The organism is Cytobacillus sp. FSL W8-0315 (assembly GCF_038002905.1).
Lineage (GTDB): Bacteria > Bacillota > Bacilli > Bacillales > Cytobacillaceae > Cytobacillus > Cytobacillus pseudoceanisediminis.
The window spans coordinates 3,084,959-3,108,373 of sequence record NZ_JBBOOC010000001.1; the positions used below are offsets into that span (position 1 = coordinate 3,084,959).

21 protein-coding genes are annotated in these 23,415 nt (G+C 41.2%); 16 read left to right on the forward strand and 5 right to left on the reverse strand.

All coding sequences use genetic code 11. The annotated features are described in order from the left end of the window. Nucleotides 1-23 precede the first annotated feature (23 nt). Entirely contained in the window at nucleotides 24-515 is a 492-nt protein-coding gene (locus MKY20_RS15770) for a hypothetical protein (RefSeq protein WP_071158301.1), read from the forward strand. A 71-nt stretch (nucleotides 516-586) separates the two neighbouring features. Further along, nucleotides 587-1,438 (forward strand): GNAT family N-acetyltransferase, encoded by an 852-nt coding sequence (locus MKY20_RS15775; protein WP_341001930.1) that lies wholly within the window; start codon nucleotides 587-589, stop codon nucleotides 1,436-1,438. Nucleotides 1,439-1,690: 252 nt separating this feature from the next. Here MKY20_RS15775 and MKY20_RS15780 read toward each other — a convergent pair whose 3' ends face one another. Beyond that, nucleotides 1,691-2,560 carry an EamA family transporter gene (locus tag MKY20_RS15780; protein ID WP_019383424.1) on the reverse strand — a complete coding sequence of 290 codons (870 nt, stop codon included), beginning with the start codon at nucleotides 2,558-2,560 and terminating at the stop codon, nucleotides 1,691-1,693. Between the two features lie 158 nt (nucleotides 2,561-2,718). Between MKY20_RS15780 and MKY20_RS15785 the strand changes: the two genes are divergently transcribed. Next, complete coding sequence (locus tag MKY20_RS15785) at nucleotides 2,719-2,949, forward strand: hypothetical protein (RefSeq protein WP_019383425.1); 231 nt, start codon at nucleotides 2,719-2,721, stop codon at nucleotides 2,947-2,949. Between the two features lie 65 nt (nucleotides 2,950-3,014). Here the strand turns inward: MKY20_RS15785 and MKY20_RS15790 are convergent, their stop codons facing one another. Together MKY20_RS15790 and MKY20_RS15795 are read right to left on the reverse strand one after the other, a co-directional pair. Continuing rightward, nucleotides 3,015-3,386 carry a VOC family protein gene (locus MKY20_RS15790; protein WP_217026706.1) on the reverse strand — a complete coding sequence of 124 codons (372 nt, stop codon included), beginning with the start codon at nucleotides 3,384-3,386 and terminating at the stop codon, nucleotides 3,015-3,017. A 113-nt stretch (nucleotides 3,387-3,499) separates the two neighbouring features. After that, a complete protein-coding gene (locus tag MKY20_RS15795) occupies nucleotides 3,500-3,793 on the reverse strand; it encodes a phospholipase A2 family enzyme (RefSeq protein ID WP_034296979.1) in 294 nt (97 codons plus the stop codon). 230 nt (nucleotides 3,794-4,023) lie between these two features. On the opposite strand from MKY20_RS15795, the gene MKY20_RS15800 reads away from it, so the two are divergent. From MKY20_RS15800 to MKY20_RS15815, 4 genes are all read left to right on the forward strand, one after another. Next, nucleotides 4,024-4,248, forward strand: a complete 225-nt coding sequence (locus MKY20_RS15800) for a hypothetical protein (RefSeq protein WP_175502200.1) — start codon at nucleotides 4,024-4,026, stop codon at nucleotides 4,246-4,248. A gap of 93 nt (nucleotides 4,249-4,341) precedes the next feature. Further along, entirely contained in the window at nucleotides 4,342-4,722 is a 381-nt protein-coding gene (locus tag MKY20_RS15805) for a VOC family protein (protein WP_009334195.1), read from the forward strand. 42 nt (nucleotides 4,723-4,764) lie between these two features. Then, nucleotides 4,765-5,460 carry a Type 1 glutamine amidotransferase-like domain-containing protein gene (locus MKY20_RS15810; protein ID WP_341001935.1) on the forward strand — a complete coding sequence of 232 codons (696 nt, stop codon included), beginning with the start codon at nucleotides 4,765-4,767 and terminating at the stop codon, nucleotides 5,458-5,460. Between the two features lie 254 nt (nucleotides 5,461-5,714). Next, entirely contained in the window at nucleotides 5,715-6,830 is a 1,116-nt protein-coding gene (locus MKY20_RS15815) for a cysteine desulfurase family protein (RefSeq protein ID WP_009334197.1), read from the forward strand. A gap of 1 nt (nucleotide 6,831) precedes the next feature. On the opposite strand, the gene MKY20_RS15820 is transcribed toward MKY20_RS15815, so the two are convergent. Then, a complete protein-coding gene (locus MKY20_RS15820; protein ID WP_341003369.1) occupies nucleotides 6,832-7,374 on the reverse strand; it encodes a hypothetical protein in 543 nt (180 codons plus the stop codon). 141 nt (nucleotides 7,375-7,515) lie between these two features. On the opposite strand from MKY20_RS15820, the gene MKY20_RS15825 reads away from it, so the two are divergent. Next, entirely contained in the window at nucleotides 7,516-8,523 is a 1,008-nt protein-coding gene (locus MKY20_RS15825) for a DUF3231 family protein (protein ID WP_341001937.1), read from the forward strand. A 1,265-nt stretch (nucleotides 8,524-9,788) separates the two neighbouring features. Continuing rightward, nucleotides 9,789-10,445 (forward strand): DsbA family oxidoreductase, encoded by a 657-nt coding sequence (locus MKY20_RS15830; protein ID WP_341003371.1) that lies wholly within the window; start codon nucleotides 9,789-9,791, stop codon nucleotides 10,443-10,445. A 65-nt stretch (nucleotides 10,446-10,510) separates the two neighbouring features. Here the strand turns inward: MKY20_RS15830 and MKY20_RS15835 are convergent. Continuing rightward, nucleotides 10,511-11,841, reverse strand: a protein-coding gene (locus tag MKY20_RS15835) for an IS3 family transposase (protein ID WP_252244951.1) whose coding sequence is annotated in 2 segments (ribosomal slippage) — nucleotides 10,511-11,469 and nucleotides 11,469-11,841 — 1,332 coding nt in all. Because the reading frame shifts where the segments join, the coding sequence is not laid out codon by codon here. A 212-nt stretch (nucleotides 11,842-12,053) separates the two neighbouring features. Here MKY20_RS15835 and MKY20_RS15840 point away from each other — a divergent pair. From MKY20_RS15840 to MKY20_RS15870, 7 genes are all read left to right on the forward strand, one after another. Further along, nucleotides 12,054-12,962, forward strand: coding sequence for a cupin domain-containing protein (locus tag MKY20_RS15840; RefSeq protein ID WP_341001940.1), 909 nt, complete (start codon nucleotides 12,054-12,056; stop codon nucleotides 12,960-12,962). A 137-nt stretch (nucleotides 12,963-13,099) separates the two neighbouring features. Further along, entirely contained in the window at nucleotides 13,100-14,233 is a 1,134-nt protein-coding gene (locus MKY20_RS15845; protein WP_009334204.1) for an endospore germination permease, read from the forward strand. Then, entirely contained in the window at nucleotides 14,193-15,659 is a 1,467-nt protein-coding gene (locus MKY20_RS15850; protein ID WP_341001942.1) for a spore germination protein, read from the forward strand. Before MKY20_RS15845 ends, MKY20_RS15850 begins: the two co-directional genes overlap by 41 nt. Continuing rightward, a complete protein-coding gene (locus MKY20_RS15855; RefSeq protein ID WP_341001943.1) occupies nucleotides 15,659-16,801 on the forward strand; it encodes a Ger(x)C family spore germination protein in 1,143 nt (380 codons plus the stop codon). The genes MKY20_RS15850 and MKY20_RS15855 overlap by 1 nt, the downstream gene beginning before the upstream one ends. Before the next feature lie 310 nt (nucleotides 16,802-17,111). After that, a complete protein-coding gene (locus tag MKY20_RS15860) occupies nucleotides 17,112-19,025 on the forward strand; it encodes a PTS mannitol transporter subunit IICBA (protein WP_251265035.1) in 1,914 nt (637 codons plus the stop codon). An 88-nt stretch (nucleotides 19,026-19,113) separates the two neighbouring features. Then, nucleotides 19,114-21,204: a BglG family transcription antiterminator gene (locus MKY20_RS15865; RefSeq protein WP_341001945.1), complete on the forward strand. Its 2,091-nt coding sequence runs from the start codon at nucleotides 19,114-19,116 to the stop codon at nucleotides 21,202-21,204. A gap of 12 nt (nucleotides 21,205-21,216) precedes the next feature. Beyond that, a complete protein-coding gene (locus MKY20_RS15870; RefSeq protein ID WP_341001947.1) occupies nucleotides 21,217-22,350 on the forward strand; it encodes a mannitol-1-phosphate 5-dehydrogenase in 1,134 nt (377 codons plus the stop codon). Nucleotides 22,351-23,415 lie beyond the last annotated feature (1,065 nt).

Sequence of the window (23,415 nt, forward strand, 5' to 3'; positions counted from 1 at the left end):
TAGTTTGAAATGGAGGGAATAATATGAAAAATAAATTTTTCCTGATTTTATTCATCGCACTTTTTGTATCTTGTAGTTCGGCATATGCCCAATCCCTGACTTATCCCTGTAGCATAGTACTTGAGCCGGTAAATGAAGTCCCCAATATTAGCGGCACAGCTTTAATTGCAAAGGTAAAGAAACCATATACGGATCAGCCAGGAAGTCCTGTAAGAGAACGAACCGCTGTCGGTATATACGCTGATTGGATGCCTCAGCCTTCAGCATTTGGGGATTATGATCAATATGAAGGATTTGCTCAAATTCCTGGTGTAATAAGCTGGAGATTTAAAATGTATCCCATTAAGGAAGATCAGCCAAGCTGGTTTGGCGGTTCGCCTTGGGTGGGGAAATTTGATGAAATCTCAGCAGAATTATCTGCTGAAACGATCGTAAGCTTGAGGCTGTCCAATTCCAGGACCAATCGTCTGGGACCGGCCGTTTTACAAAGTACATTAAAGGGATGTGTACAGTAAGAAGGATTTTGTATAAAGGGTATTTAATACTAATTAGGGTGAAAAAACAAAAGACTAAGAGGGAGAAGCGAATGATAGCAGAGTTAGGAGAACTAAATCAATATGATATTCCCGGTCTAATAGATTTATCGGCATCGGTTGGATGGGATTATGATGAAAATGAAGTTAGAACACTTTTGGAATCTGGGAGAGTTTTCGGACATAAGAATTCTGCAGGGAGAATTGTTTCAAGCTCAGCAATAATCCCCTATGATACTAAACTGGCGTCGATTGGCATGGTTATTGTCCATGAAGAATTCAGGGGATTTGGGCTGGCAATGGAAGCAGTCCGGAAATGTGCTGAAAGTATTACTGCGGATAGGACGGTAATGCTGATTGCAACGAAGGAAGGACAGCCCCTTTATGAAAAAATGGGCTTTACAACAGTGGATTATATAAGCAAATTTCTTTGTGATAAATTTGTCCCTGAAAATTTACTGGATCATGATGGAGTTTTCATAGAAGACTTCAATCAGTCTGATTTAACCAAACTTGTTGATTTGGACGGGGCTGCCTTTGGGGATAAGCGAAGTGTTTTTCTCCGCAATCGAATCAGCCAGTCCAAACAATGTCTTGTTGTTAAGAATAATAATGGAGAAATCATTGGATATGGACTATCCATACAGGGGCCAGTCAATTTAATACTCGGACCTATTGCGGCTCCGGATTCAGAAACTGCTGCTCTAATCGTAGAAAAATTGGCTTTACATCATAAAGGGAAGCTGCGAATTGATGTTCCAGAGGGAAGAACTGATTTTATGTCCTATTTGGAGCGAAGCGGTTTTGTTAAATCAAATACTCCACCAGTCATGATAAAAAATTCAGCAGCTATGCCGCAGAGGAACAAATCCTTATATGCTATTGCTTCGCAGGCTTTTGGATAGGAGAATGATGAAATTGGCTATGCGCAAATAAATCGTTTTATCCACAAGTAAAATAGGGTTATGTGCAAATAAAATATTTTATCCGAAAGTAAATTTGGTCTATCCGCACGTAAATTTCACTAGGACGTCAATAATGCTTATATAGCTCTGAAAAACGGCTGCGGAAAGCCCAATCTCCATGCAAAATCATAAAAAAACGGCTTAATCTCAGGATTAAAGCCGTTTTTTTATGTATTTATCTTTAATTATCGCCTAGATAATCAGCAGTGCCGTCCCGATCGTAATCAGAATTGCGCCTGCAATTGTATTTAACGTCGGTTTTTCTTTTAAAATGATGAAACTTAATATCATTGTAAGCACAACACTGAACTTATCAATGGGGTTAACCACACTAACCTTGCCGATGGCCAGAGCGCCGAAATAGCACAGCCAGGATAATCCGGTTGCGGCTCCTGAGAGGAAAAGAAATAGATAAGACTTTTTGGAGATTTTTTTAAGATCCTTAAAGGTCCGCTGAAAAAACACAATCCCCCAGGCGAAAATAATGATGACCACTGTCCGGATGAAAGTAGCCACATTGGAGTCGACGTCTTCAATTCCTATCTTTGCTAAAATATTGGTGGCTGCAGCAAATACCGCAGACATTATCGCCAGGAAAATATACGATTTTGTATTGAATACTTTCTTTTTTGAAGTCTTTTTTCTGTCTTTTCCGATTAAAACAAAGGTTCCAATGGAGATAATGACTCCCCCTGAAACAACTAATGCTGTGGCGGGTTCCCTTAGAATAATAAATGATAACAGGATGGTTAAGACGACACTCGACTTATCAATGGGAACTACTTTTGACACATCGCCGATCTGAATGGCTTTAAAGAAACAAATCCATGATAGGCCGGTTGTCAGGCCTGAAAGAATGAGAAATATGTACGATTTTACAGAAATAGTCAAGATGCTTTCCGTTTCTCCCGTAATAACAACCATAAGATAAGCCATGATGACCACTACAATCGTCCGGACTGCAGTAGCCAGGTTGGAATCTACTTTTTCAATGCCAATTTTTGCGAGGATGGCTGTGAAAGATGCAAATACTGCGGCAAGCAGAGCTAAAATGATGCTCATAGACATGATCTCCATTTCTTCAATGGGTTTATTATATACATTTTATTTTACTGAAGTGCATATAGAATATTCTCTAATCCCTTTAGTGTAAATTTATAAAATTCTGTTTTCCTGTTGAGTATTCTATATTATAGTTTGGTTAAGCAAGGAGGCAGAAAATGGATCAAATTGATAAAAGAAATCGTTTGAATGATGAACCATTTCGTTTTCGGCAAAATAAGAATAACACAGTATTTCTTGATTATAATGGAAAACAAGTGAAAATTCTAAAAGGAAAAGATGCAGAGAAGTTTCTAAAAAAAATGAATGATGCTGAAGATGAAAAGAGCAGGCAGTTAATCATGGCGAAGATAACGGGGAACTTTAAACGGGGAAATGAACGGTTGTAATGGTTCTGAGCTAAAACAGCAGTGTCAATTGACACTGCTGTTTCTATCTTTATGTAAGCAGAATTCTACCTGTGCTGGTCGAAAAGAATAGCGTTGCCATCCGGATCTTCGAGTGTGAAACTTGCAGGGCCGGCGCCTGACTCATCTGCTTCGTTTATAATTTGAATCCCTTGTTCCTTCAGCTGCTTTTGTAGCTCCCGAATGTCAGTGAATCCCTCTAAATTTTCTGCGTTTTGGTTCCAGCCAGGGTTAAATGTAAGGATGTTTTTTTCGAACATGCCTTGGAATAGACCTATCACACAGTTTTCATTCTTTAAGATCAGCCAATTTTGCGCAATATCCCCGCCTAATGCCTCAAAACCAAGTTTTTCGTAAAATTCTTTTGACTTATTAATGTCTTTAACAGTTAAACTTACTGAAAATGCTCCTAGTTTCATAGTTCCTCCATGGTTTTAGTTTTTATATAATTCAGATAACACAACTTGAGTTTAATCGAAGCCATTTTATAAAGCAATAAAGTTGCCATTAAAAAAGCGGCTAACGCCGCTTTTTAATAAAGTCTTCTTCTCCGAAACCGGCTGCAGGTAAAATCGGTTTGGATTTTCATATAAATATAAATGATCGTTGCAATTGTTCCTTCTTCGCCGGGCCAGTTTGTCTTTGGCTTCAGGCACTTAAGGAATTCCTGGTCACAGCAGCATTTAGATCTCCCGCTTGCCCAGCATTTATCATGGACCCTGCAGCAGGCATCCACGCCATTAATAGGGCCGTCTGGTCCGCTGCAGCCGGGACCGCACCATCTGTAGCCGGGAAATAGACAAGGAATTTGTTTTCTTCTAGTCAATAGTATCCCTCTTTTTATATCAATTTAATTATTGATATGGCAGATCATTCATAGAGGTGTGGTTACTTAACTACTAAATGAAGATTGTTTACGCATTAAGGGCAGGGGCCTATACCCCATAGGCATCTGACGCATATCCTTTACTGTAGACAAATACAGAGGAGGAGTTCTGTTTGGATTATCAATATCAGCACATGCCTGCGACACAGGAGTATGTTCCGCAAAATAGCATGTATTTCCCTGAATACCGTATTCGGCCGGGTTTTGGATTCGGGAGACCAGGCTTTGGGTTTGGCCGGCCAGGATTCGGCTTTGGAGGACCAGGATTTGGACTGGGGCTTGGATTTTTAGGGGGGCTGGCGACAGGAGCATTGCTGGCACCTGGCCCAGGATTTGGATATCCTTACTATCCATACCCGCCATACCCGTATCCGCCATATCCTTACTATTACTAAAGGAGGAGAGCTTTGTCCTGGGGCAGAGCTCTTTTTTAATTGATTTAATTTTCAGAATTGTATAATATGAAATAACGATAGGAGGATGAGAACATGATTAAACAAGTCGGACAAATAATGCTATACGTAAACAATCAGGATGATGCAGTGAATTTTTGGACTGAAAAAGCCGGGTTTCAGGTAATAGCCGAAGAAGATAATGGCCAGGGAATGAGATGGATTGAAGTGGCGCCATCAAAGGAGGCGGAAACGAGCATCATTCTCCACAATAAGGAGTGGGTAGAGAAGATGTCTCCGGGATTAAACCTGGGCACCCCTTCACTGATGTTCTTCACGGAAAATATTGAACAACTGTATAGTGACTTTTCAAACAAGAATATTACCGTTGGAGAAATGGTAGACATGCCTGCCGGCCGGGTTTTTAACTTTGCGGATGGAGAAGAAAATTACTTTGCTGTGATGGAGAAAAAGTGATAAAGGGGTTGAAAGCGCTGATAAATTAAGAGGTGTAGAAAGATGAAACAAATTATTGCTCTCGGAGGCGGAGGGTTTTCTATGGAGCCCGACAATCCATTATTAGATGCGTATATACTTAAACAATCTGGCAAACCAGTTCCCAGTATCTGTTTTGTCCCTACTGCAAGCGGTGATTCCGACCAATATACAAACAGATTCTATCATTTTTTTGAAAAAATGCCCTGTCAGCCATCCCATTTATCTTTATTTAAACCGCCAGCCAGAGATATAGAAGGATTTATAATGGAAAAAGATATTATTTATGTTGGCGGAGGCTGCACGAAAAATCTCGTTGCTTTGTGGAAGGAATGGGGATTAGATGCTTTCCTTAAAAAAGCATGGAATCAAGGGATTATTCTGGCTGGCATAAGCGCCGGCTCTTTATGCTGGTTTGAAGAAGGCGTTACAGATTCCTTTGGCGATGAAAAGCTGGATCCGTTAAAATGTTTAGGATTTTTAAAAGGCAGCAATTGTCCTCATTATGATGGTGAATTAAATAGAAGGCCTTCCTATCATCGATTAATGTCTGAAAACAAAATCAAAGCTGGTATCGCAGCAGATGATGGAGCCGCCATTCACTACATAGACCAGGATATTCTGAGGATTGTCAGTTCAAGACCTGATGCAAGGGCGTATAGAGTATATTTTGATGGAGAGGTAAAAGAAGAAGTGCTTGAAGCTGAATTTTTAGGATAACAACTTACGGGAACAGCGTACAAAAAATCGTCAGGACCACTAATCTGAACAGTTTCTCAAGCATTCCGCCAGCTCCTTTCGATTGGTAAGCATAGTTTTATTCTACGTGTCCTTTATTAATAGAATATAATTGGCCTGTAAAGTTTTTGTTAAGTGTATTTAGGGGTTCGCCGGCATCCCTTTTCCCATGTCTGAAACAGCTCTATTTCCTCTATTTTATGATTTTGATATTCTTAAGGAGAGGGGGAGAGGGAATGAACAAAGTCTATCTCGATTACAATGCAAGCACACCTTTGGCACCGGAGGTTTTAGATGTTATGAATCCGCTTCTGACGGGCTATTACGGGAATCCTTCCGCCCATCATTGGGCTGGGCATCCGGTAAAAGAGAAGCTGGTGATTGCCAGGAAACAGGTAGCTTGCTTGTTGTCATGTTTGCCGGAAGAGGTTATTTTTACAAGCGGCGGAAGTGAAGCGAATAATTTGGCATTAAAGGGTTATTATTTCAAGCATCAATATAAAGGCAAACACATCATTACGTCAAAAATCGAGCATCCTGCCATTGTAGAGCCCCTGAAATTTCTGGAGCGCCTGGGTGCTGAAATCACCATGGTGGATGTAGATGCATATGGGATGGTTTCTCCTGAGGCAATTGAAGATGCCATTCGGGAAGATACAATCCTGATCACCATCATGCATTCAAACAATGAAGTGGGGACCCTTCAGCCGATCGATGAAATAGGGGAAATTGCCAGAAGACACAGGATCGCTTTTCATACCGATGCATCTCAATCCGCAGGCAAGGTACCTATTGATGTCAATCACCTGAATGTGGATATGCTCACTATAGCGGGCCATAAATTGTATGCCCCTAAAGGAATTGGCGCCTTATATATCAGAAAAGGCTTAGAGCTTGAGCCGCTGATTCATGGAGCCGGACACGAGTTTGGATTGCGAGCAGGCACAGAGAACACGATGCTTGCAGCCGGGCTCGGAAAAGCCTGTGAGTTGGCTCAGGAGCAGGCCTGGGACCGGAAGCTCGCTGACTTAACGAATTATTTTTGGGTTCAATTGCAGGAGGCATTTGGTGATGAGGTTGTCCTTAACGGCCACGAAGAAAAACGGCTGCCGAATACCCTGAATGTAAGTTTTGTCAATCGGGTTGGACAGGACATTTTATCCGCCATTCCACAGCTTGCTGCCTCTACAGGGTCAGCCTGCCATTCAGGCATAGTGGAATTGTCCCCTGTTTTGAGGGAAATGAAGGTTCCTGAATATGTTGGAATGGGTGCTGTCAGATTCAGCCTTGGAAGATATACGGCAAAGGAGGAACTTGATCAGGTGATTTCCTGGCTGAAAGAAACATTCTAAATTATTCCACTGAAAAGACATCGGCAATCTGCAGAAGATCATCCGAAAAAATGCAATACATATCCGCATCACCGGCTTCAATGGCCATTTTTGGTACGGCAATTCCATCGTAGCCTTGCTTCGCAAGACTTTTGCGAAATTCTGAATTGGCTTCATCTTTATTCAGTAAGATCGCCTTATCTTTCCAGGTAAGGTGTCTTTTTTTTGCGCTTGCATAGTCACAAAAGGGGTCCCGTTCATCCATAAAATGTTCAAAGGAATCGAAGTCCTTTAATATTGGTTCATCTATATACAATTTATAAACAAATCCCAGCACCTGTTTGTCATATTCAATCACTTTCGGCAAACCATCTTCCCAGAACTCAGTGTCCGATTTTTCGATAACCGTTTCTGTTCCAATGGCAAAGGACTTCGCAGATTCAAAGTCTGATGAAAGCCATATGCCAAGCGTATCGATCTCTTTCATTGCTTTTTGCATAGTCTGCTCTTTATGAAAGTGGTCAAATTTCCTTATGGAACCGTGATAAACGATCAAAAGATACACCTCCCATTTATAGGATGCCCCATCATTTGGTCCGTTATGAATGATGAAAAGATCCAGCATGATGATCCCTATTTTATAAAAAATTCATTTTTATTTCAGCACTTTGGAAATAATAAAATAAAAAAGAGGGACGTGCAGCCAATGAGTGATAAACAAAACACGGAATTAACTGCAGCTGAAATAGCGCAATTATGGTCGGCTTATTTGAACAGCAGCATGTGTAATTGTATTTTCACATACTTTTTAAATGCGATTGAAGACCAGGAACTACAGTCCATGCTTCAGGATAGTATTCAATTGACTGAAACACATTTACAGAAACTGACCGGTTTTTTTGAAAACGAAGGGTTATCCGTGCCACATGGATTTAAAGCTGAAGAGGATGTAAGAGAAGATGCTCCACAGCTGTTTTCGGAAAATTTTTCCCTGCATTTCTTCTACAATATTGCCATGTTTGCTGTTAATTTTTATGCCCTGTCCAAAACACTTTCCGTCCGGTCTGATATCCAGGAATATTTTAACAGTTGTTTGATGGAAATTAATGAATATGAAACAAAGCTAAAAAAAATGCTGCTGAACAGAGGCTTGTATATGAGATCCCCTCTTGTCATTCCAGTAAAAGAAACCAGCTTTGTTGAAAGCAAAAAATTCATGGGTGGCTTGTTTGGAGATAAAAGGCCGCCGAATGTTATTGAAATTACAAATATATATACGAATTTGAAAAGCAATGCCATGGGAAAAACGATTATGGTGGGATTTAGCCAGGTCGCCCAATCGAAGGAAGTTGGCCAATTCATGGTTAGGGGCAGGGACATAGCCGCCAAACATACAAAAGTATTTGCCGGGATGCTCGAAGAAAGTTATTTGCCTGTTAGTATGTCTTGGGATATGGAAGTAACGGATTCCACTGCCCCGCCCTTTTCAGATAAGCTAATGATGTTTATGACGACATCCCTCATTGCTCTTAGTGCAGGGATTTATGCAACAAGTGCAGCTTCAAGTCCTCGAAAAGATATTTCGGTTAATTTCCTTCGCTTGTCTGCTGAAATCGCAGACTTTGCTGAAGATGGTGCAAACATCCTGATAAAAAACGGCTGGTTCGAGGAACCGCCGCATCCGGCAGACCATGATGAACTGGCAAATAGATAATCGCTGAAGGCTGGGGGAGGTCCGTATTCTTTTCCAGCCTTTTTTGATTTATTGTATTCCACTTGCATGAAGAATTAGAAAAGGGTGGAGAACAGCGAGAACTAGCAATTTGAATTTTTTTCGATGGAGACAAAAACAATTACGCTGGCAGAACTAGTTGCGCTTATGGTGATGAACGCAAAGGTATTGAGAACCTAAACTGACCCGAAGAGACATACGGAATTAATGAAGAAATTCTACGCAGACGTACGGATCATCCAAAATGAGAAATCGCTGCTGATTACGCCTGGGGATGGGCTGGCGATCTCATGAGTGGAAGGTGAATAACGACGAAAAGGGCAGTGCTCCAAAAGAAATGGTAGTTAATTGTAATGAATAACGACGAAAAAGGCTGTGCCCCATAAGGGATGGTAGTTAATCGTAATGAATAACGACGAAAAGGGCAGTGCTCCAAAAGAAATGGTAGTTAATCGTAATGAATAACGACGAAAAAGGCTGTGCCCCATAAGGGATGGTAGTTAATCGGAATGGATAACGACGAAAAAGCTGTGCTCCAAAAGGAATGGTAGTTAATCGTAATGAATAACGACGAAAAGAGTTTAGCGCCGTAAGAATGGTAGTTAATCGTAATGAATAACGAAGAAAAGAGTTGAACGCCGTAAGAAATGGTAGTTAATCGTAATGAACAACGACGAAAAGGGCAGTTCTCCAAAAGAAATGGCAGTTAATCGTAATGAATAACGACGAAAAAGGCTGTGCCCCATAAGGGATGGTAGTTAATCGGAATGGATAACGACGAAAAAGCTGTGCTCCAAAAGGAATGGTAGTTAATCGTAATGAATAACGACGAAAAGAGTTTAGCGCCGTAAGAATGGTAGTTAATCGAAATGAATAACGACGAAAAGAGTTGAACGCCGTAAGAAATGGTAGTTAATCGTAATGAACAACGACGAAAAGGGCAGTTCTCCAAAAGAAATGGCAGTTAATCGTAATGAATAACGACGAAAAGGGCAGTTCTCCAAAAGAAATGGCAGTTAATCGTAATGAATAACGACGAAAAGGGCGTTCTGGAAGTTATTCAGAATCAATAACGGGCAAAATGACAATGTACAACTTAATACCGGTGTCAATCCCAAATCGTCCCCTTAAGCTTTTTCCGTGTAAAATAAAATGGCACCTACTATACTAAAGAGGAATATACAGTATTGGAGGAATACTATATGCATATTGAAATGTGGACTGACTTCGCTTGACCGTTTTGCTATATTGGCAAAAGGCATCTGGAGGATGCCATTAAACAGATTAATCATCCATTTGAAGTGACTTATCGCTGCTTTGAACTGGACCCGACTGCTGAACGGGATATAAAGGATAATATGTACGAAAAGTTATCCAAGAAATATGGGATGACGATTGAACAGGCGAAAGCCAACACGCAAAACATGGTGCAGATGGCGAGAAATGCCGGGCTTGAATTCAACATTGATACCGTCGTTCTCACTAACACGTTTGATGCTCACCGTCTGACGATGTTTGCCAAAGCGAAAGGACTAATGAAAGAAATGACTGACAGGCTGCTCCGGGCTTATTTTACAGATTCCATTCATATAGGGGATCATGCTGCTTTAGCAGAATTAGCCGAAGAAGTTGGCCTGAACCGAGAGGAAGCTGAAAAAATGCTTGCTGGCAATGAGTTTGCAAAAGAAGTCCGTGCAGATGAGCAGCTGGCACAGCAATACCGCATCACCGGGGTTCCATTCTTCCTTATTAATAAAAAGTATGCACTTAACGGAGCACAGCCAACTGAGATGTTTGTTCAGGCTCTGCAGAAGATTATTGCAGAGGATGAGATTACTGTTTTAAATGATCATGACGGTATGATCTGTGATGATGACGGCTGTGAAATTCCTAAAAAACAATAAAATCAAAAAGAACCAGTCTCTCCTTATTGAACTGTGCCCCGATTTACGGACAGTTTAAAAAGCGCCTATGCGGCTAGTAAATGGCCCCGGTTTTGCTCCGGGGTCATTTTATTTAAGCCCCATTGATAACGATGCTGGTTATATTCCTCAATCACTCGATCCACTTCTATTCTAACATCTCCTAAATTATCTAATGATTTATACTCTGCTAAATCCTTAAAGTGCCCAAAGAAACTTTCCATTGGTGCGTTATCCCAACAGTTTCCCTTTCGGGACATCGATTGTATTAAGCCAAGTTCTTTTACTTTGCTTTGGAATTGGGGATGGGTATAGTGGAAACCTTGGTCAGAGTGCAGTATGGCTTCTGGATGAAAATGATCGCCAACAGCTTGTTTTAACTTTTTAAGCGTCTTATATACAATATCCATTTCTAACGAAGTGGATAGATGATAAGCCCTTTCTTTGGTAGCTCCATCTTTTACGCAGGATAAGTATGCTTTTTGTCCCTTTCCGAAATAGAGATAAGTAATGTCAGTAAGCAGGACTTTTCCTGGTTCTTCTTGATTAAATTCTCGGTTAAGGAGGTTGGGACAAGATCGATGCTCATGGGTTGCCTTAGCCATTTTACGATAAGGATTGGCTTTCCTTACTTTTGTTACAAGATTATATTTTGCCATCAGACGCCTAATCTTTTTGTGGTTCATTACCGATGAATAATCATTCTCCATAATCATTTTGATCTTGAGGACACCTACTTTTTCTTTTTTACTTATGAATATTTCTCGAATTAACTCTATATCCAATTGATCCTTCTCGTCACGTTGTGCCCGTAATTGTGCTGCCTTCAGCCAATCATAGTAGCCACTTCGACTTACGCCTGCCAGTTCACACAGGTAGGAAACAGATTTTTTCAACTGATATGTTCTGATGGTTTTCTCAATTAAAGAAAACTTCTCAGCTGCCGTTAGAATCGTTTCTTCATCAACGCCTGCCTTTCTAGTTCTTCCAGCTTTTTTAAGAAGTCATTCTCTGCCTCAAGGAATTTAATCCTTGCCTCAGCCTTCCTTAGTTTCTCCTCAATGGAAAGTTGTTTAGAAGAAGGACGTCCAGTGCTCCCTTTACCTCGACGTTCCGTAAGGAAACCTTCCTCCCCGAACCTTTCGAATGTTTCTCTCCAACGCTTAAGACAACGTTTTGGCTGTTCCTTGCCAATCATTTCGAGATCAAAGCCTTGTTCAATAAAGATTTGCGATGGTGTTTTCCCACTTTTGTACTCCGCCACTGCTTTTATCTTAAATTCAGAACTATAGGAGATTGACCTCTCAGAAGCCCTCAAAACATTAGGATTCTTTTCAAGCTCTTTCATTTGGAATTCATTATAGATATTCTTACTCATAAAAAATCCTCCGCCTTATTCATTAAAACTATTGAAACACAAAAAACCCCAGAAAGGGGCACTTTTTTATCAGTGTCCACTATCTAGGGTATAGTTCATATAAGGAAAAGGCTGGTTCTTTTTAATTAGCCGCCCAACTTGAAAAATCAACGTACCTTCTTTTTTTATGGGCATATGATGTGTTGATAAATCTGTGAAGGGAATGACATGTATTGTATCATCCTAATGCGTATTCCTATCCATATTACCCTTTAGTAAATGCACCTGTATTCCATACTGACAACATGTTAAGAAGCAATCAGGATCATTTTCAGCAGCTTTGTGAAACGGTCCTTGAAGGGGTCAAAAGGGAAGCTTCGGTACTTGAGCTATACACGCAGCTTGCAGAACAAGCCCCTAATGAAGAGCATAAACAAAATATTATTCAGGCTATTGAAGGAAAGAAAGTCCATTTAACCCATTTTTGCAATCTTTATTACAATTTAACAGGAACACAGCCGGAGTATCAAATTGGCGAAGTATCCATTGATCATTATCGGGATGGCCTGCAGAGGGCTTATCAATTGGAAATGGAGGGCTTCCAGGAGAATCAGCGCGGTTCCGCACTTTCTCAGCTTCCTCAGGTTCAAAATGTGTTCATTTGGGCTATGACAGGGGAACAGGAAAATGCAGCACGCCTTGTTACACTAAATGACCGGATTACCGATTATGGCCCTCAGCCATTTGTCGTTGATATTGAAGAAGCGACAAAACAAAATAACACTTTCCGGACGGCGATTTGGACAGGAGAGCATTTGCAGCTGACATTGATGAGCATAAATGCAGGAGAGGATATCGGACTGGAAATTCATCCTGAACTTGATCAATTCTTAAGAATTGAAGAGGGGGAGGGAATCGTCCAGATGGGAGATAGCAAGGATCAATTAGATTTCCAGCGTAAAGTAGCAGACAATTTTGCCATCATCATCCCTGCAGGAAAATACCATAACGTCATCAATACAGGCAGCAAACCTCTTAAGCTATACTCTATCTATTCCCCGCCGCAGCATCCGTTTGGGACGGTGCATCAGACGAAAGCAGATGCCATGGCTGCTGAGGAAGAGCATCAGCAAGGAAATTAAAAGAAAAGGGATAAAACAAAAGCGGTCAGGGCACATTCGCTTTCGTTTCATCCCTCTTTAATTTGGATTAGAATCTCATTACATAAATTACTCTTGTCTGGTAAGTATATTTAATAAATCTAAAGCTGGAGAATTTTATGAAGAATTTAGTAAAGGTTCTAATACCCAAACAACTATATTTATTAATCATCCTGTCAACAGGCTTGCTAAACCATGTAATATTGATTCCTAATTTATTGACAGCTGCCGGAAGAGATAGCTGGCTGAGTGTGATTGCAGCCTATCCGATTTCACTGTTTTTCATATGGCTTATTTACTACATACTAAAAAACTCATCTGATGAAGGCTTCTTTTTCATGGTGAGAAAGCGTCTCGGACGGACATTTTCCGTGCTCTTATCGGTTCCTGTGATTCTTTTTTTAATTACGGGCTCCTATATAACATTCAGGGATTTAATGATTTGGCTGAATGCGTATTTTCTGGCAGATGCTTCTGTCCTTATGATTAATATAATTTTAATACTGGTATGCATGATTATGACACTTTCCGGTGTGAAATATATGGCTATATCAAGCGGCATACTGCTTCCGCTTGTTATGCTTTACGGCGTATTCATTTCCGTTACAAATACCAGATTGAAGGACCCCGGCCTATTGTTCCCGCTGCTTGCAGACGGAGCAGAGCCGCTCATGTATGGTATTCTCTATACTCTTTCGGGATTGTTTGAGGTTTATATCATCATATTACTGCAGCCGTATTCACAACAAGCATTTAAGTTTAAGCATCTTGTTATTCTTTTGACGCTTCTGGCAGGATTAATTTTAGGGCCGCTCACAGCCTCGATCATGGAATTTGGACCTGAAGAAGCGACTAAATTTCTTTACCCTGCCCATGAACAATGGAGGGTATTAAGCATTGGAGAGTATATCTCTCATCTGGACTTTCTCGCTTTATATCAGTGGCTAAGCGGGGCATTGATCAGAATCGGATTATTTATGTATTTAGCAGGCGCATTTTTTCCAGCTAAAAAGAAACATTATCGATTAAATCCGAAGTTGGTCTTTTCTTTATACCTCATCTTGTTTGGGCTAATGAGTATAAAGATTGAAACTTATACCTTTTATCAGGTTATCTATAAGTATTATCTGCCGGTCAGCATGGTGTTTTTTCTGTTGTATATCCTTTTGTCAGCTTTGATTATATTAGTTTTGAAGAAAAGGGATGAAAACCATGGCAAGAACAAGAATTCCAAAGTCCAATCCTCAACATAAAGAGACAGAGAATGGCTGCATAAAAGCAGAGAAGTTAAAACAGCAGTTTTCCAAAAGCGGGGATTTTGTAAGCAATGTCCATGCTGCTGAAAAAGATGAGTTGGAAATTTTCTATTTCGATACTTTGGCCGATACCAAATATTTGGATCAATATATCTTGCCAAAGCTTGCTGCTGAAAAGGACGGAACTGCAAAAGATAAGCTCAGGACTTTATTCCAAGCTGACCTGGTAACGGAAAAATCAATTGATGACTTGTCTTTATTGCTTTTTGAGGGGAATTTCCTGTTCCTGGCTGATCAGCACTTGTTGAGTATAAAAGCAGCAAACCTTCCAAAACGGCAGCCTGAAGAGTCTGCACTTGAGACTTCCATTAGAGGCCCAAAGGATGGGTTTGTTGAAGATCTGCAAACAAACATATCTTTAATACGCAGAAGGCTCAATACCAGCACTTTATGTGTTGAAAAATATACCATTGGAAAACGGAGCAAAACGAAAGTGGCACTCATGTATATAGAAGATATTATTGATCAGCGTGTTCTGCAGGAAATCCACAAACGAATGGGGAAGGTTGAGCTCGATATCTTGACCAGTATCCATGAACTCGACTCCTTAATAAGGGACCGCCCTTTTTCGATATTCCCCAGTCTTGATTATACAGGCCGTCCGGATTTTATCGTTCAGGCACTGAATCAGGGCCGGTTTGCCATTCTGGTGGAAGGAAACCCCACCGTTACCTTTGCCCCGGTCAGTTTATTGCTGCAGACTAAATCACCTGAAGACCATTACATCAATTATGCGTTTGTAAGTCTGGAAAGAATCATCAGGATGATTGGGATAACGGTATCCGGTTTCCTTCCAGGGGTATGGATTGCATTTTCCGCCTTTAATATTGAACAGATTCCTTACCTGATGGTTGCCACTATCTCCGTGTCCCGATTTGGCCTGCCTTTGAGTGCGCCGATTGAAATGTTTATCATACTTCTTTTGTTTGAGCTTTTTAATGAAGCTGGAATCAGGCTGCCTAGAGCCATTGGACAGACAGTGGCAGTATTGGGCGGTTTAATTGTCGGTGATGCCGCCATAAGGGCCGGATTAACCTCTCCAACCATGCTCGTGGTTTCGGCCATTACGTATATTTCGTCTTTTACCCTAGTGAATCAGTCCCTTAGTTCCGCCATTACCATTGTTAGATTTATCGTTATCATCGTGAGTACTTTTTTAGGCTTGTTCGGTGTTATCGTATGCTATATTCTCACTGTTTTATATTTATCGACACTATCTTCGTTTGGCGTTCCTTATCTTTCATCCATAGCCCCAATAAGCTGGAGGGAAAGTGTAAAGGCATTTCTGATGCTGCCTGTGCAATTTTATAAATCCCGTGCCTCGGCAACTAGCCCTGAAGATCCAACGAGGGGGGATAAATAATGGCAAGGAACGTAATACTGATGATTGCCGCATCCTGTATTTTGCTTTCAGGTTGTGCCGGCATCAAAAATATACAGGATTTAACCTATATTGTATCAATCGGGATGGATTATGATGAAGAAAAAGATGAATATACAGTCTATCTCCAAGGGCTGAATTTTTTAAATGTCGCTAAGCAGGAAGGCGGAAAGACAGCTGAGCCAGTCCCTATATTTGTGGCTTCAGCGAAAGGGGAAACGTTAAATTTAGCTGTAAGGAAGCTGTACAAATTATCCGAACCTCCCTTATTCTTTGGCCATGTAAAGACTCTAGTCATCTCCAAACGGATCGTTCAGCACAAATTTAAGGAGGTGGTGGAGGAGGTTGGGAGGAATCGTTCTATTCGTCCTACACTTCATATCGTGACAACAGAAGAATCCATTGAAGAGGTTTTTAATATTAATGCTCTGTTTAATTATCCAGCTATATATACTGTTTTATTTAAAAAGGATTTTTACGAGGTTGCCCAAAATGAAATTCGGCCCGTACCTTTAATGAAGTTTCTGCGGGAATATTATGAACCGATGAATGCAGCGAAACTGCCCTCCGTTAAAATTAATAAATCAGGCTGGAAAGCAGAAAAGGATTACCCGGTATTATATTTTGATGGTTATACCGTTTTTCAAAACAAGAAATATATAAAGGAACTTGCATTTGAGGATTCTTTATTTCTTAACTGGATAATGGAAAATTATATAGCTTTAGATGAAAGAGTCGAAGAAGATGGTAAATTGGCTGCAGCCGTAAAGCTGGAAAGTCCGGAGCTGAAATTTAAGTATGAGGAAAATGCCCCTTCCCCGAAATTCTCCATTGTTTTATCCATACGTGCTGATTTACTGGAAAGAGTAGAGGACATTTCTCCTGATCGATTGAGAAGCTTGGTGGAAGAGAAAATAAAAACAAAACTGCGATCCCTTTATTTGGATGGGGTAGAAAGAAAAATTGACTATCTTAATGCCGGTGAGAAATGGTTTCGTATGCGTCCAGAGAAATTTGCGGAATTAAAAAAACATGGTAATTTTTATTTGGATGAAAACTCTCTTACTGACATTCAGGTGAATGTTCAGATTTTAAATTTCAACAGCTATAAGTTTAATGAATGAAAAATTTCTTCTGGGAAGACGCTGAATACCTCTTCTTTTTTAGCAAATTTTACTCTAAAAAAAGATAAATAATCCTGGACTTTTTTGGCACTAGTCGAAGTATCAGCGGCAAACCCGTTATGGCCAGTACGACTATAGATGTGGACCAGTAAGCGAAGGGACTGGAATCAGGAACAGTCAGCTGCTAAATGAGAAACCGCAGTTTTGTCACCCATGGCGCGACAAAGTTAGGTTTCTCCTTTGTTGAGTATAGCCCATTTGTACTTTACCATTAATAATAAAGTACTATATTTTGAAAGGATGAGTGTACATGGCTCAATCTAATCTAAAAGTAGCTGTACAGAAGTTCGGTAATTTTCTGAGCTCTATGGTTATGCCGAATATCTCTGCTTTTATAGCATGGGGTCTTATTACAGCTTTATTTATACCTACTGGGTTCTTCCCAAATGAAAGCCTTGCCAAAATGGTCGATCCAATGGTTAAGTACTTGCTTCCGCTTCTAATTGGTTATACCGGAGGGAAGCTTGTACATGATCAGCGCGGTGCCGTTGTTGGTGCCATCGCGACTATGGGGGTCATCGCAGGCGCGGAAATTCCTATGTTCCTAGGCGCCATGGTTATTGGTCCTCTTGGCGGCTATGTGATTAAGAAGTTCGACCAGATGATCGAAGGCAGGGTGCGTGCAGGCTTCGAAATGCTCGTGAACAACTTCTCTGCAGGAATTCTTGGTGCAATTGTTGCCATCCTTGCATTCCTGGGAGTGGGTCCTGCTGTTGATGTATTTACCGGCTGGCTTGTAGCTGGAGTTGACTGGCTGATTGGCACAGGACTTCTGCCGCTGACAAGCATCTTAATTGAACCTGCAAAAGTATTATTCTTGAACAATGCCATCAACCATGGTGTTCTTTCGCCAATCGGCGTTGAACAGGTAAAAGAAACAGGACAATCCATCCTGTTCCTGCTTGAAGCAAACCCTGGACCTGGTATTGGTGTCCTGCTTGCTTATATGTTCTTTGGAAAAGGCAATGCAAAGAAATCTGCTCCTGGTGCCGGAATCATTCACTTCTTCGGCGGGATTCATGAAATTTATTTCCCGTACATCTTAATGCGTCCTATGCTCATTATTGCTGTCATCCTGGGCGGAATGAGCGGTGTGTTCACACTGGTTCTTTTAGGCGGCGGATTATTCGCTCCTTCTTCACCGGGCAGCATTATCGCCATCACGGCTGTGACGCCTCATCATGCAAGTGCGTATATTGCAAACTTCGCAGGTGTTCTTGTGGCTGCTGCTGTTTCATTCATCGTGTCTGCATTTATTATGAAAACAGGCAAGCAGGGTGAAGAAGATATTGAAGAAGCTGCGAAAAAGATGCAGGAAATGAAAGGCAAGAAAAGCTCTGTATCCAACGTGTTTGAAGGCGGTCAGGCTGCAATGCCCGATTATGTATCCAAAATCTATTTTGCCTGTGATGCAGGAATGGGCTCAAGTGCCATGGGTGCATCACTTCTCCGCAAAAAGGTGAAGGAGGCGGGCATGGACATTGCTGTTACGAATACAGCGATTTCCAATCTCCCATCAGATGCTGAAATCGTCATTACACAGGAAGAACTGACACCAAGGGCACGCCAGAAAGTGCCGAATGCATTTCATGTATCGGTTGATAACTTCCTGTCAAGTCCGGAGTATGATAAGCTGATCAGCGCACTTCAGTTCCCGGCTAACTCGGAACTGCACGAAATCGTTGAAGATGCTGAAGAAAATGTTCCTGACATCGTGGATGAAGAAATGGCTCATGATGACGATTTATTGCGTCCGGAAAATATTTTCCTGAACAAGGAGTTTGCTGATAAGGAAGAAGCGATCCGCTTTGCAGGAAGAGTGCTTGTCGATGCAGGCTATGTGGAAGAAAGCTATATTGAAGCCATGATTGAACGTGATAATATCACTTCCACATACATGGGAAATGATGTAGCGATCCCGCATGGAACCGAAGAAGCCAAAAAAGCTGTGATCAAATCCGGCTTTACAGTTATCCAGGTGCCAAATGGTGTTGATTTCGATGGCCAAAAGGTCCGTCTGATCTTCGGAATTGCAGGCAAAGACGGCACACATCTTGAAATCCTGTCAGGAATCGCGGTAACATGTTCTGACATGGATAATATTGAAAAATTGGCTGCGGCTGAATCTGTCCAGACCATTATGGATATTATCGGCAAAAAATAAAACTAAAGCTATTTCCGAATAGAAAAGCGTCATTCTGCGCTTTTCTATTCAGTGTTTTTGTCACTAATTTTAGAAATGAGCTGATCTCATGTATATTACATCGAGGGAAAAAGCCATTATTGAATTGATTATAAAAACATCGGGTAAACACACGGCATTGTCGATTGCCTCTTCGTTAAATGTCAGTGCGAGGACGATTCAGAGGGATTTAAAGGCAGTTGAGAAAATCGTCAGTGAGTTCGAATTAAAGTTAACCCGCAATATAAACCAGGGCCTTGCGATTGAAGGGAAAAATGAGCAGATTTTCCGGCTGATCCAGCATTTGACCAGCAGTGAACCGATCGACCAGCCTCCTCAGGAAAAGAAGCTGCGCCTTCTTATAGCCATTCTTGAAGAAGACTTATACAAGACTCAGGTTCTGGCAAGCTACCTCGGCATCAGCACGGCAACCCTATCAGCCTATCTGGATGAACTTGCTGAATGGCTATCTGTATTCCAGGTGCAGCTGACGAGAAAACGGGGAGTCGGTGTAGAGCTTCACGGATCAGAAGCCAACAAACGAAGAGCGCTTGCGCATTTTTTCCTTCAATATTTTCATGAAGAATTAATTGAGAAACTATTTTTGCTGGAAAAAGGAAAGCTTGGTGAAGAAAGGATTCTTCATTACTTTGAACCGGATAATTTTTTCCAAGTGAACAGCATTGTTCAGACTGTTTTTTCTGGTGCACCTGCCAGGTTTGCTGATAGCGGATACCTGGAGGTTGTGCTGCATGTAAGCATTTCTCTGCAGAGGACCCTAAAACAGCTTTTTGTGGATCAGAATGATACCCTTCCTGAAAAGGAAGTTATTGTTGAATACGGTTTGATGCAGCAGATAACAAGCAAGCTGGAACAAAAATTTGACTGCAGTTTTTCAGAAGGGGATATCCTATACCTCGCACGAATACTTAAAGGGACCAAATTAAGCGGAGCCGAGGCTTTTCCATATGACAGCATTCTGCTCGCCCAAATGATCAAGAACGTGATTAAATCTGTTTCGGAACAGCTGCATGTGGATTTGACCAGGGATTTTTCCTTATTTCAGGGACTGCTGGCCCACATGGAGCCATCCATATTCCGCATGAAACAGAATATGGAATCCTATAACCCGCTTAAAGAAGAAATTATGCGTAAATATCCGGTTCTGTTCATGGCTGTAAAAAAAAGTCTTGAAGAGGAATTTACTGATATTGATCAATTTTCCGATGACGAGATCGCGTTCATCGTCCTTCATTTTGGCTCAGCCCTGGTCATGCAGGAAGAGAATCTTTCCATTAAGGCGCTTGTCATTTGTCCGACAGGCATCGGAACATCCAAGATGCTAAAGAGCAGGCTGAAAAAAGAAGCAGCTGAAATCGATGTGATCGAAATCAAGTCGATGAAGGAAATTTCAGAGGGTGCTGATCTGAAAGAATATGATTTAATCCTTTCTACAGTCAGACTTCCTTTTATAAATGCTGAGTACATATTGGTGAATCCGCTCTTAAGCGATGAAAATATTCTTACCATAAAAAACTACTTGCAAAACAATATTGAAAGCCTGACAAAAGGAAAAGAATATCAGCCGGAGGAAGGGTTCAAACAGGCTGAACAGAGTAACCTTTCATTATCCGCAATGCTTGAGGAAGTAAGAGATATCCAGGAGAGCATCGAGTCTCTTGTTCATAACTTTCGTTTTTACCGGATGGATGGAGGAGAAAGCCAGGAGCAGATTCTTAAGAAAATGCTTGGGAATGCCGAAGGAGATAATTTGCTGACGAATGCTGAGGATGTCCTGCAATCATTAAGGGAGCGGGAACAAAAAGGCGGGCTTGGCATACCTGAAACCAATATGGCACTCTTTCATGCCCGCAGTAAAAATGTCCATAAACTTATTTTTCAGATTGCCCACCTCCCTGAGCCATGCATGGTAAAGGGGATGGACGGGAGAGATGTTATTCTAAAAAACCTTCTGCTCATGCTGGCACCGTTCGAGCTAAGCAGAAGAGAGCAGGAGATATTAAGCTTAATCAGCACAAATATCATTGAGACAGAGGAAGCGATTCTAATTTTTTCTTCAGCCAATGAAGACATGATTTACAAGAAGCTGGAATCGATTTTTACAGAATACCTGCAGTCCCATTTTAAAATAAATCAGTAAAGGAATGATTTGATGAAACAAGCAGTGCATTTTGGAGCAGGGAACATAGGAAGAGGTTTTATCGGAGCCCTATTTTCACAGTCAGGCTACCATGTAACTTTTGTTGATATTGCCGACGAAATCATTAATCAGCTGAACGAAGAAAAGCATTATCAAGTGCTGCTGGCTGCAGATGAACAGGAATCCATGATAATTGAAAATGTTTCAGGATTGAATAATCTAAAACAGGAGAATGAAGTGATAGAGGCCATTAAGCAGGCTGACTTCTTAACAACAGCGATTGGCCCTAACATCCTTCCGCGGATTGCCCCATTAATTGCAAAAGGCCTGGCTGCAAGAGCAGCTGCAGGAAATAACGAAAAGCTTTATGTCATTGCATGTGAAAACCAGATCTCTGCGACTGACCTTTTAAAAGGCTACATTATGGAGCATCTTGACAGAGATGTAAATCTGGCGGGTGTATCTTTCTTAAACTCCGCCGTAGACCGAATTGTCCCAATCCAGAACAATCAGGGATCACTGGATGTTCTTGTTGAACCGTACCATGAATGGGTGGTGGAGGTGACTGAAGATATTCCGCATATCGAAGGAATGAAAATTGTTCCGGAGCTTGCTCCATTTATCGAAAGAAAGCTGTTCACGGTTAACACAGGACATGCCGTTATTGCTTATTTCGGATACCTGGGCGGAAAAGAAACCATCGACCAGACACTTGCAGATGAAGAAATTTATAAGCAGGTTCAGGCAACACTCCGAGAAACAGGTGCCTATTTGATTAATCGATATAATCTGAATCCGGAGGACCATCAGAAGTATATTGATAAAATTATCGGCCGGTTCCAAAATGCCCACCTGAATGACGGTGTTACACGAGTAGGACGCTCGCCGATTAGGAAGCTTGGCCCTGAAGACAGACTGGTTCGTCCGGCCCTGCAGGCACAAAAAGCAGGCTTATCTTACACAAACCTGGCTAAAGCCATTGCTGCGGCACTAATGTTTGATAACAGGGAAGACGAGGAAGCAGTAAAGCTACAGGAGATGATTCAAGAAAACGGAGTGCCAAACGTGCTGAAAGAAATATGCGGACTTGAAGATTCAAGCGAGCTTGCTATAGAAGTACTGAAACAGTATGAAGCATTGAAATAATAAATTGGATTAGAGGCTGCTGAAATGATTCGGCAGCCTTATTTTTTTGGAGTTCTTCGGTGGGGTGGGGTGCGGCAATGAAATTTTACTAAGATTTTACTGGGGTAAAGGTAGCCAGTTTTGGTTGTGCATGACGGGCAAAGTTGGTGGACAGTCAGGAAAATAGGTTTCATGGAGGGCTTATGAAGCCCAAAATGGATGGAGTGATGAGGAAATGGTAGCCATGTAGTGCTCATGAAGCCCGAAATGATTGGAGAGTGGAGGAAAAGGTCGCCATGGCGAGCTTATGAAGCCCAAAACGGATGAGGTGCCGAGGAAATGGTAGCCATGTAGTGCTCATGAAGCCCAAAATAGGTGGAGTGATAAGAAAATGGTCGTCATGTAGTGCTCATGAAGCCCAAAACGGATGAGGTGCCGAGGAAATGGTCGCCATAGAGAGCTTATGAAGCCCAAAATTCATAAAGCCCATAAATTCCGTATTCATCAGGTGGCAAAGGAGAAGTCATCTTCTATAATAAAGCCGAAATCCCAGAACCAGCCGTCGAAATGGGAGTTAATCAAACGGAATAAAGCCGAAATCCCAGAGGCAGCCAACAAACTGAGAGTTAACCAAAGGGAATAACGACGAATTCCCATAGCAAGCCAACAAAATGGGAGTTAATCAAAGGGAATAACGACGAAATCCCAGAACCAGCCGTCGAAATGGGAGTTAATCAAACGGAATAAAGCCGAAATCCCAGAGGCAGCCAACAAACTGAGAGTTAACCAAAGGGAATAACGACGAATTCCCATAGCAAGCCAACAAAATGGGAGTTAATCAAAGGGAATAACGACGAAACCCCGGAGCCAGCCATCAGAAGGGGCGTTAATCATAAGGAAGAGCGTCGAAACAAGGAAATTTTTAAAACTGGATTAATCAGATTCCAGTAAGATTGAACTGAACAATGCTGTTTAAATTAAATACTCGTTCTAAATATTTAATTTTCAAAAAATATTGACAACTATCTAAAAAACAGATAAATTATAAAATAATATAAAGTTATAACATTATATTATTTCAAGGGA

Excerpts from the sequence above, each read along its gene's own strand:
- MKY20_RS15845 (WP_009334204.1), top strand. The coding sequence starts at position 13,100 with ATGAAGAATTTAGTAAAGGTTCTAATACCCAAACAACTATATTTATTA.
- MKY20_RS15865 (WP_341001945.1), top strand. The coding sequence starts at position 19,114 with ATGTATATTACATCGAGGGAAAAAGCCATTATTGAATTGATTATAAAA.
- MKY20_RS15790 (WP_217026706.1), bottom strand. The coding sequence starts at position 3,386 with ATGAAACTAGGAGCATTTTCAGTAAGTTTAACTGTTAAAGACATTAAT.
- MKY20_RS15785 (WP_019383425.1), top strand. The coding sequence starts at position 2,719 with ATGGATCAAATTGATAAAAGAAATCGTTTGAATGATGAACCATTTCGT.
- MKY20_RS15825 (WP_341001937.1), top strand. The coding sequence starts at position 7,516 with ATGAGTGATAAACAAAACACGGAATTAACTGCAGCTGAAATAGCGCAA.
- MKY20_RS15800 (WP_175502200.1), top strand. The coding sequence starts at position 4,024 with ATGTATTTCCCTGAATACCGTATTCGGCCGGGTTTTGGATTCGGGAGA.
- MKY20_RS15815 (WP_009334197.1), top strand. The coding sequence starts at position 5,715 with ATGAACAAAGTCTATCTCGATTACAATGCAAGCACACCTTTGGCACCG.
- MKY20_RS15805 (WP_009334195.1), top strand. The coding sequence starts at position 4,342 with ATGATTAAACAAGTCGGACAAATAATGCTATACGTAAACAATCAGGAT.
- MKY20_RS15810 (WP_341001935.1), top strand. The coding sequence starts at position 4,765 with ATGAAACAAATTATTGCTCTCGGAGGCGGAGGGTTTTCTATGGAGCCC.
- MKY20_RS15780 (WP_019383424.1), bottom strand. The coding sequence starts at position 2,560 with ATGAGCATCATTTTAGCTCTGCTTGCCGCAGTATTTGCATCTTTCACA.
- MKY20_RS15870 (WP_341001947.1), top strand. The coding sequence starts at position 21,217 with ATGAAACAAGCAGTGCATTTTGGAGCAGGGAACATAGGAAGAGGTTTT.
- MKY20_RS15775 (WP_341001930.1), top strand. The coding sequence starts at position 587 with ATGATAGCAGAGTTAGGAGAACTAAATCAATATGATATTCCCGGTCTA.
- MKY20_RS15770 (WP_071158301.1), top strand. The coding sequence starts at position 24 with ATGAAAAATAAATTTTTCCTGATTTTATTCATCGCACTTTTTGTATCT.
- MKY20_RS15860 (WP_251265035.1), top strand. The coding sequence starts at position 17,112 with ATGGCTCAATCTAATCTAAAAGTAGCTGTACAGAAGTTCGGTAATTTT.
- MKY20_RS15850 (WP_341001942.1), top strand. The coding sequence starts at position 14,193 with ATGGCAAGAACAAGAATTCCAAAGTCCAATCCTCAACATAAAGAGACA.
- MKY20_RS15855 (WP_341001943.1), top strand. The coding sequence starts at position 15,659 with ATGGCAAGGAACGTAATACTGATGATTGCCGCATCCTGTATTTTGCTT.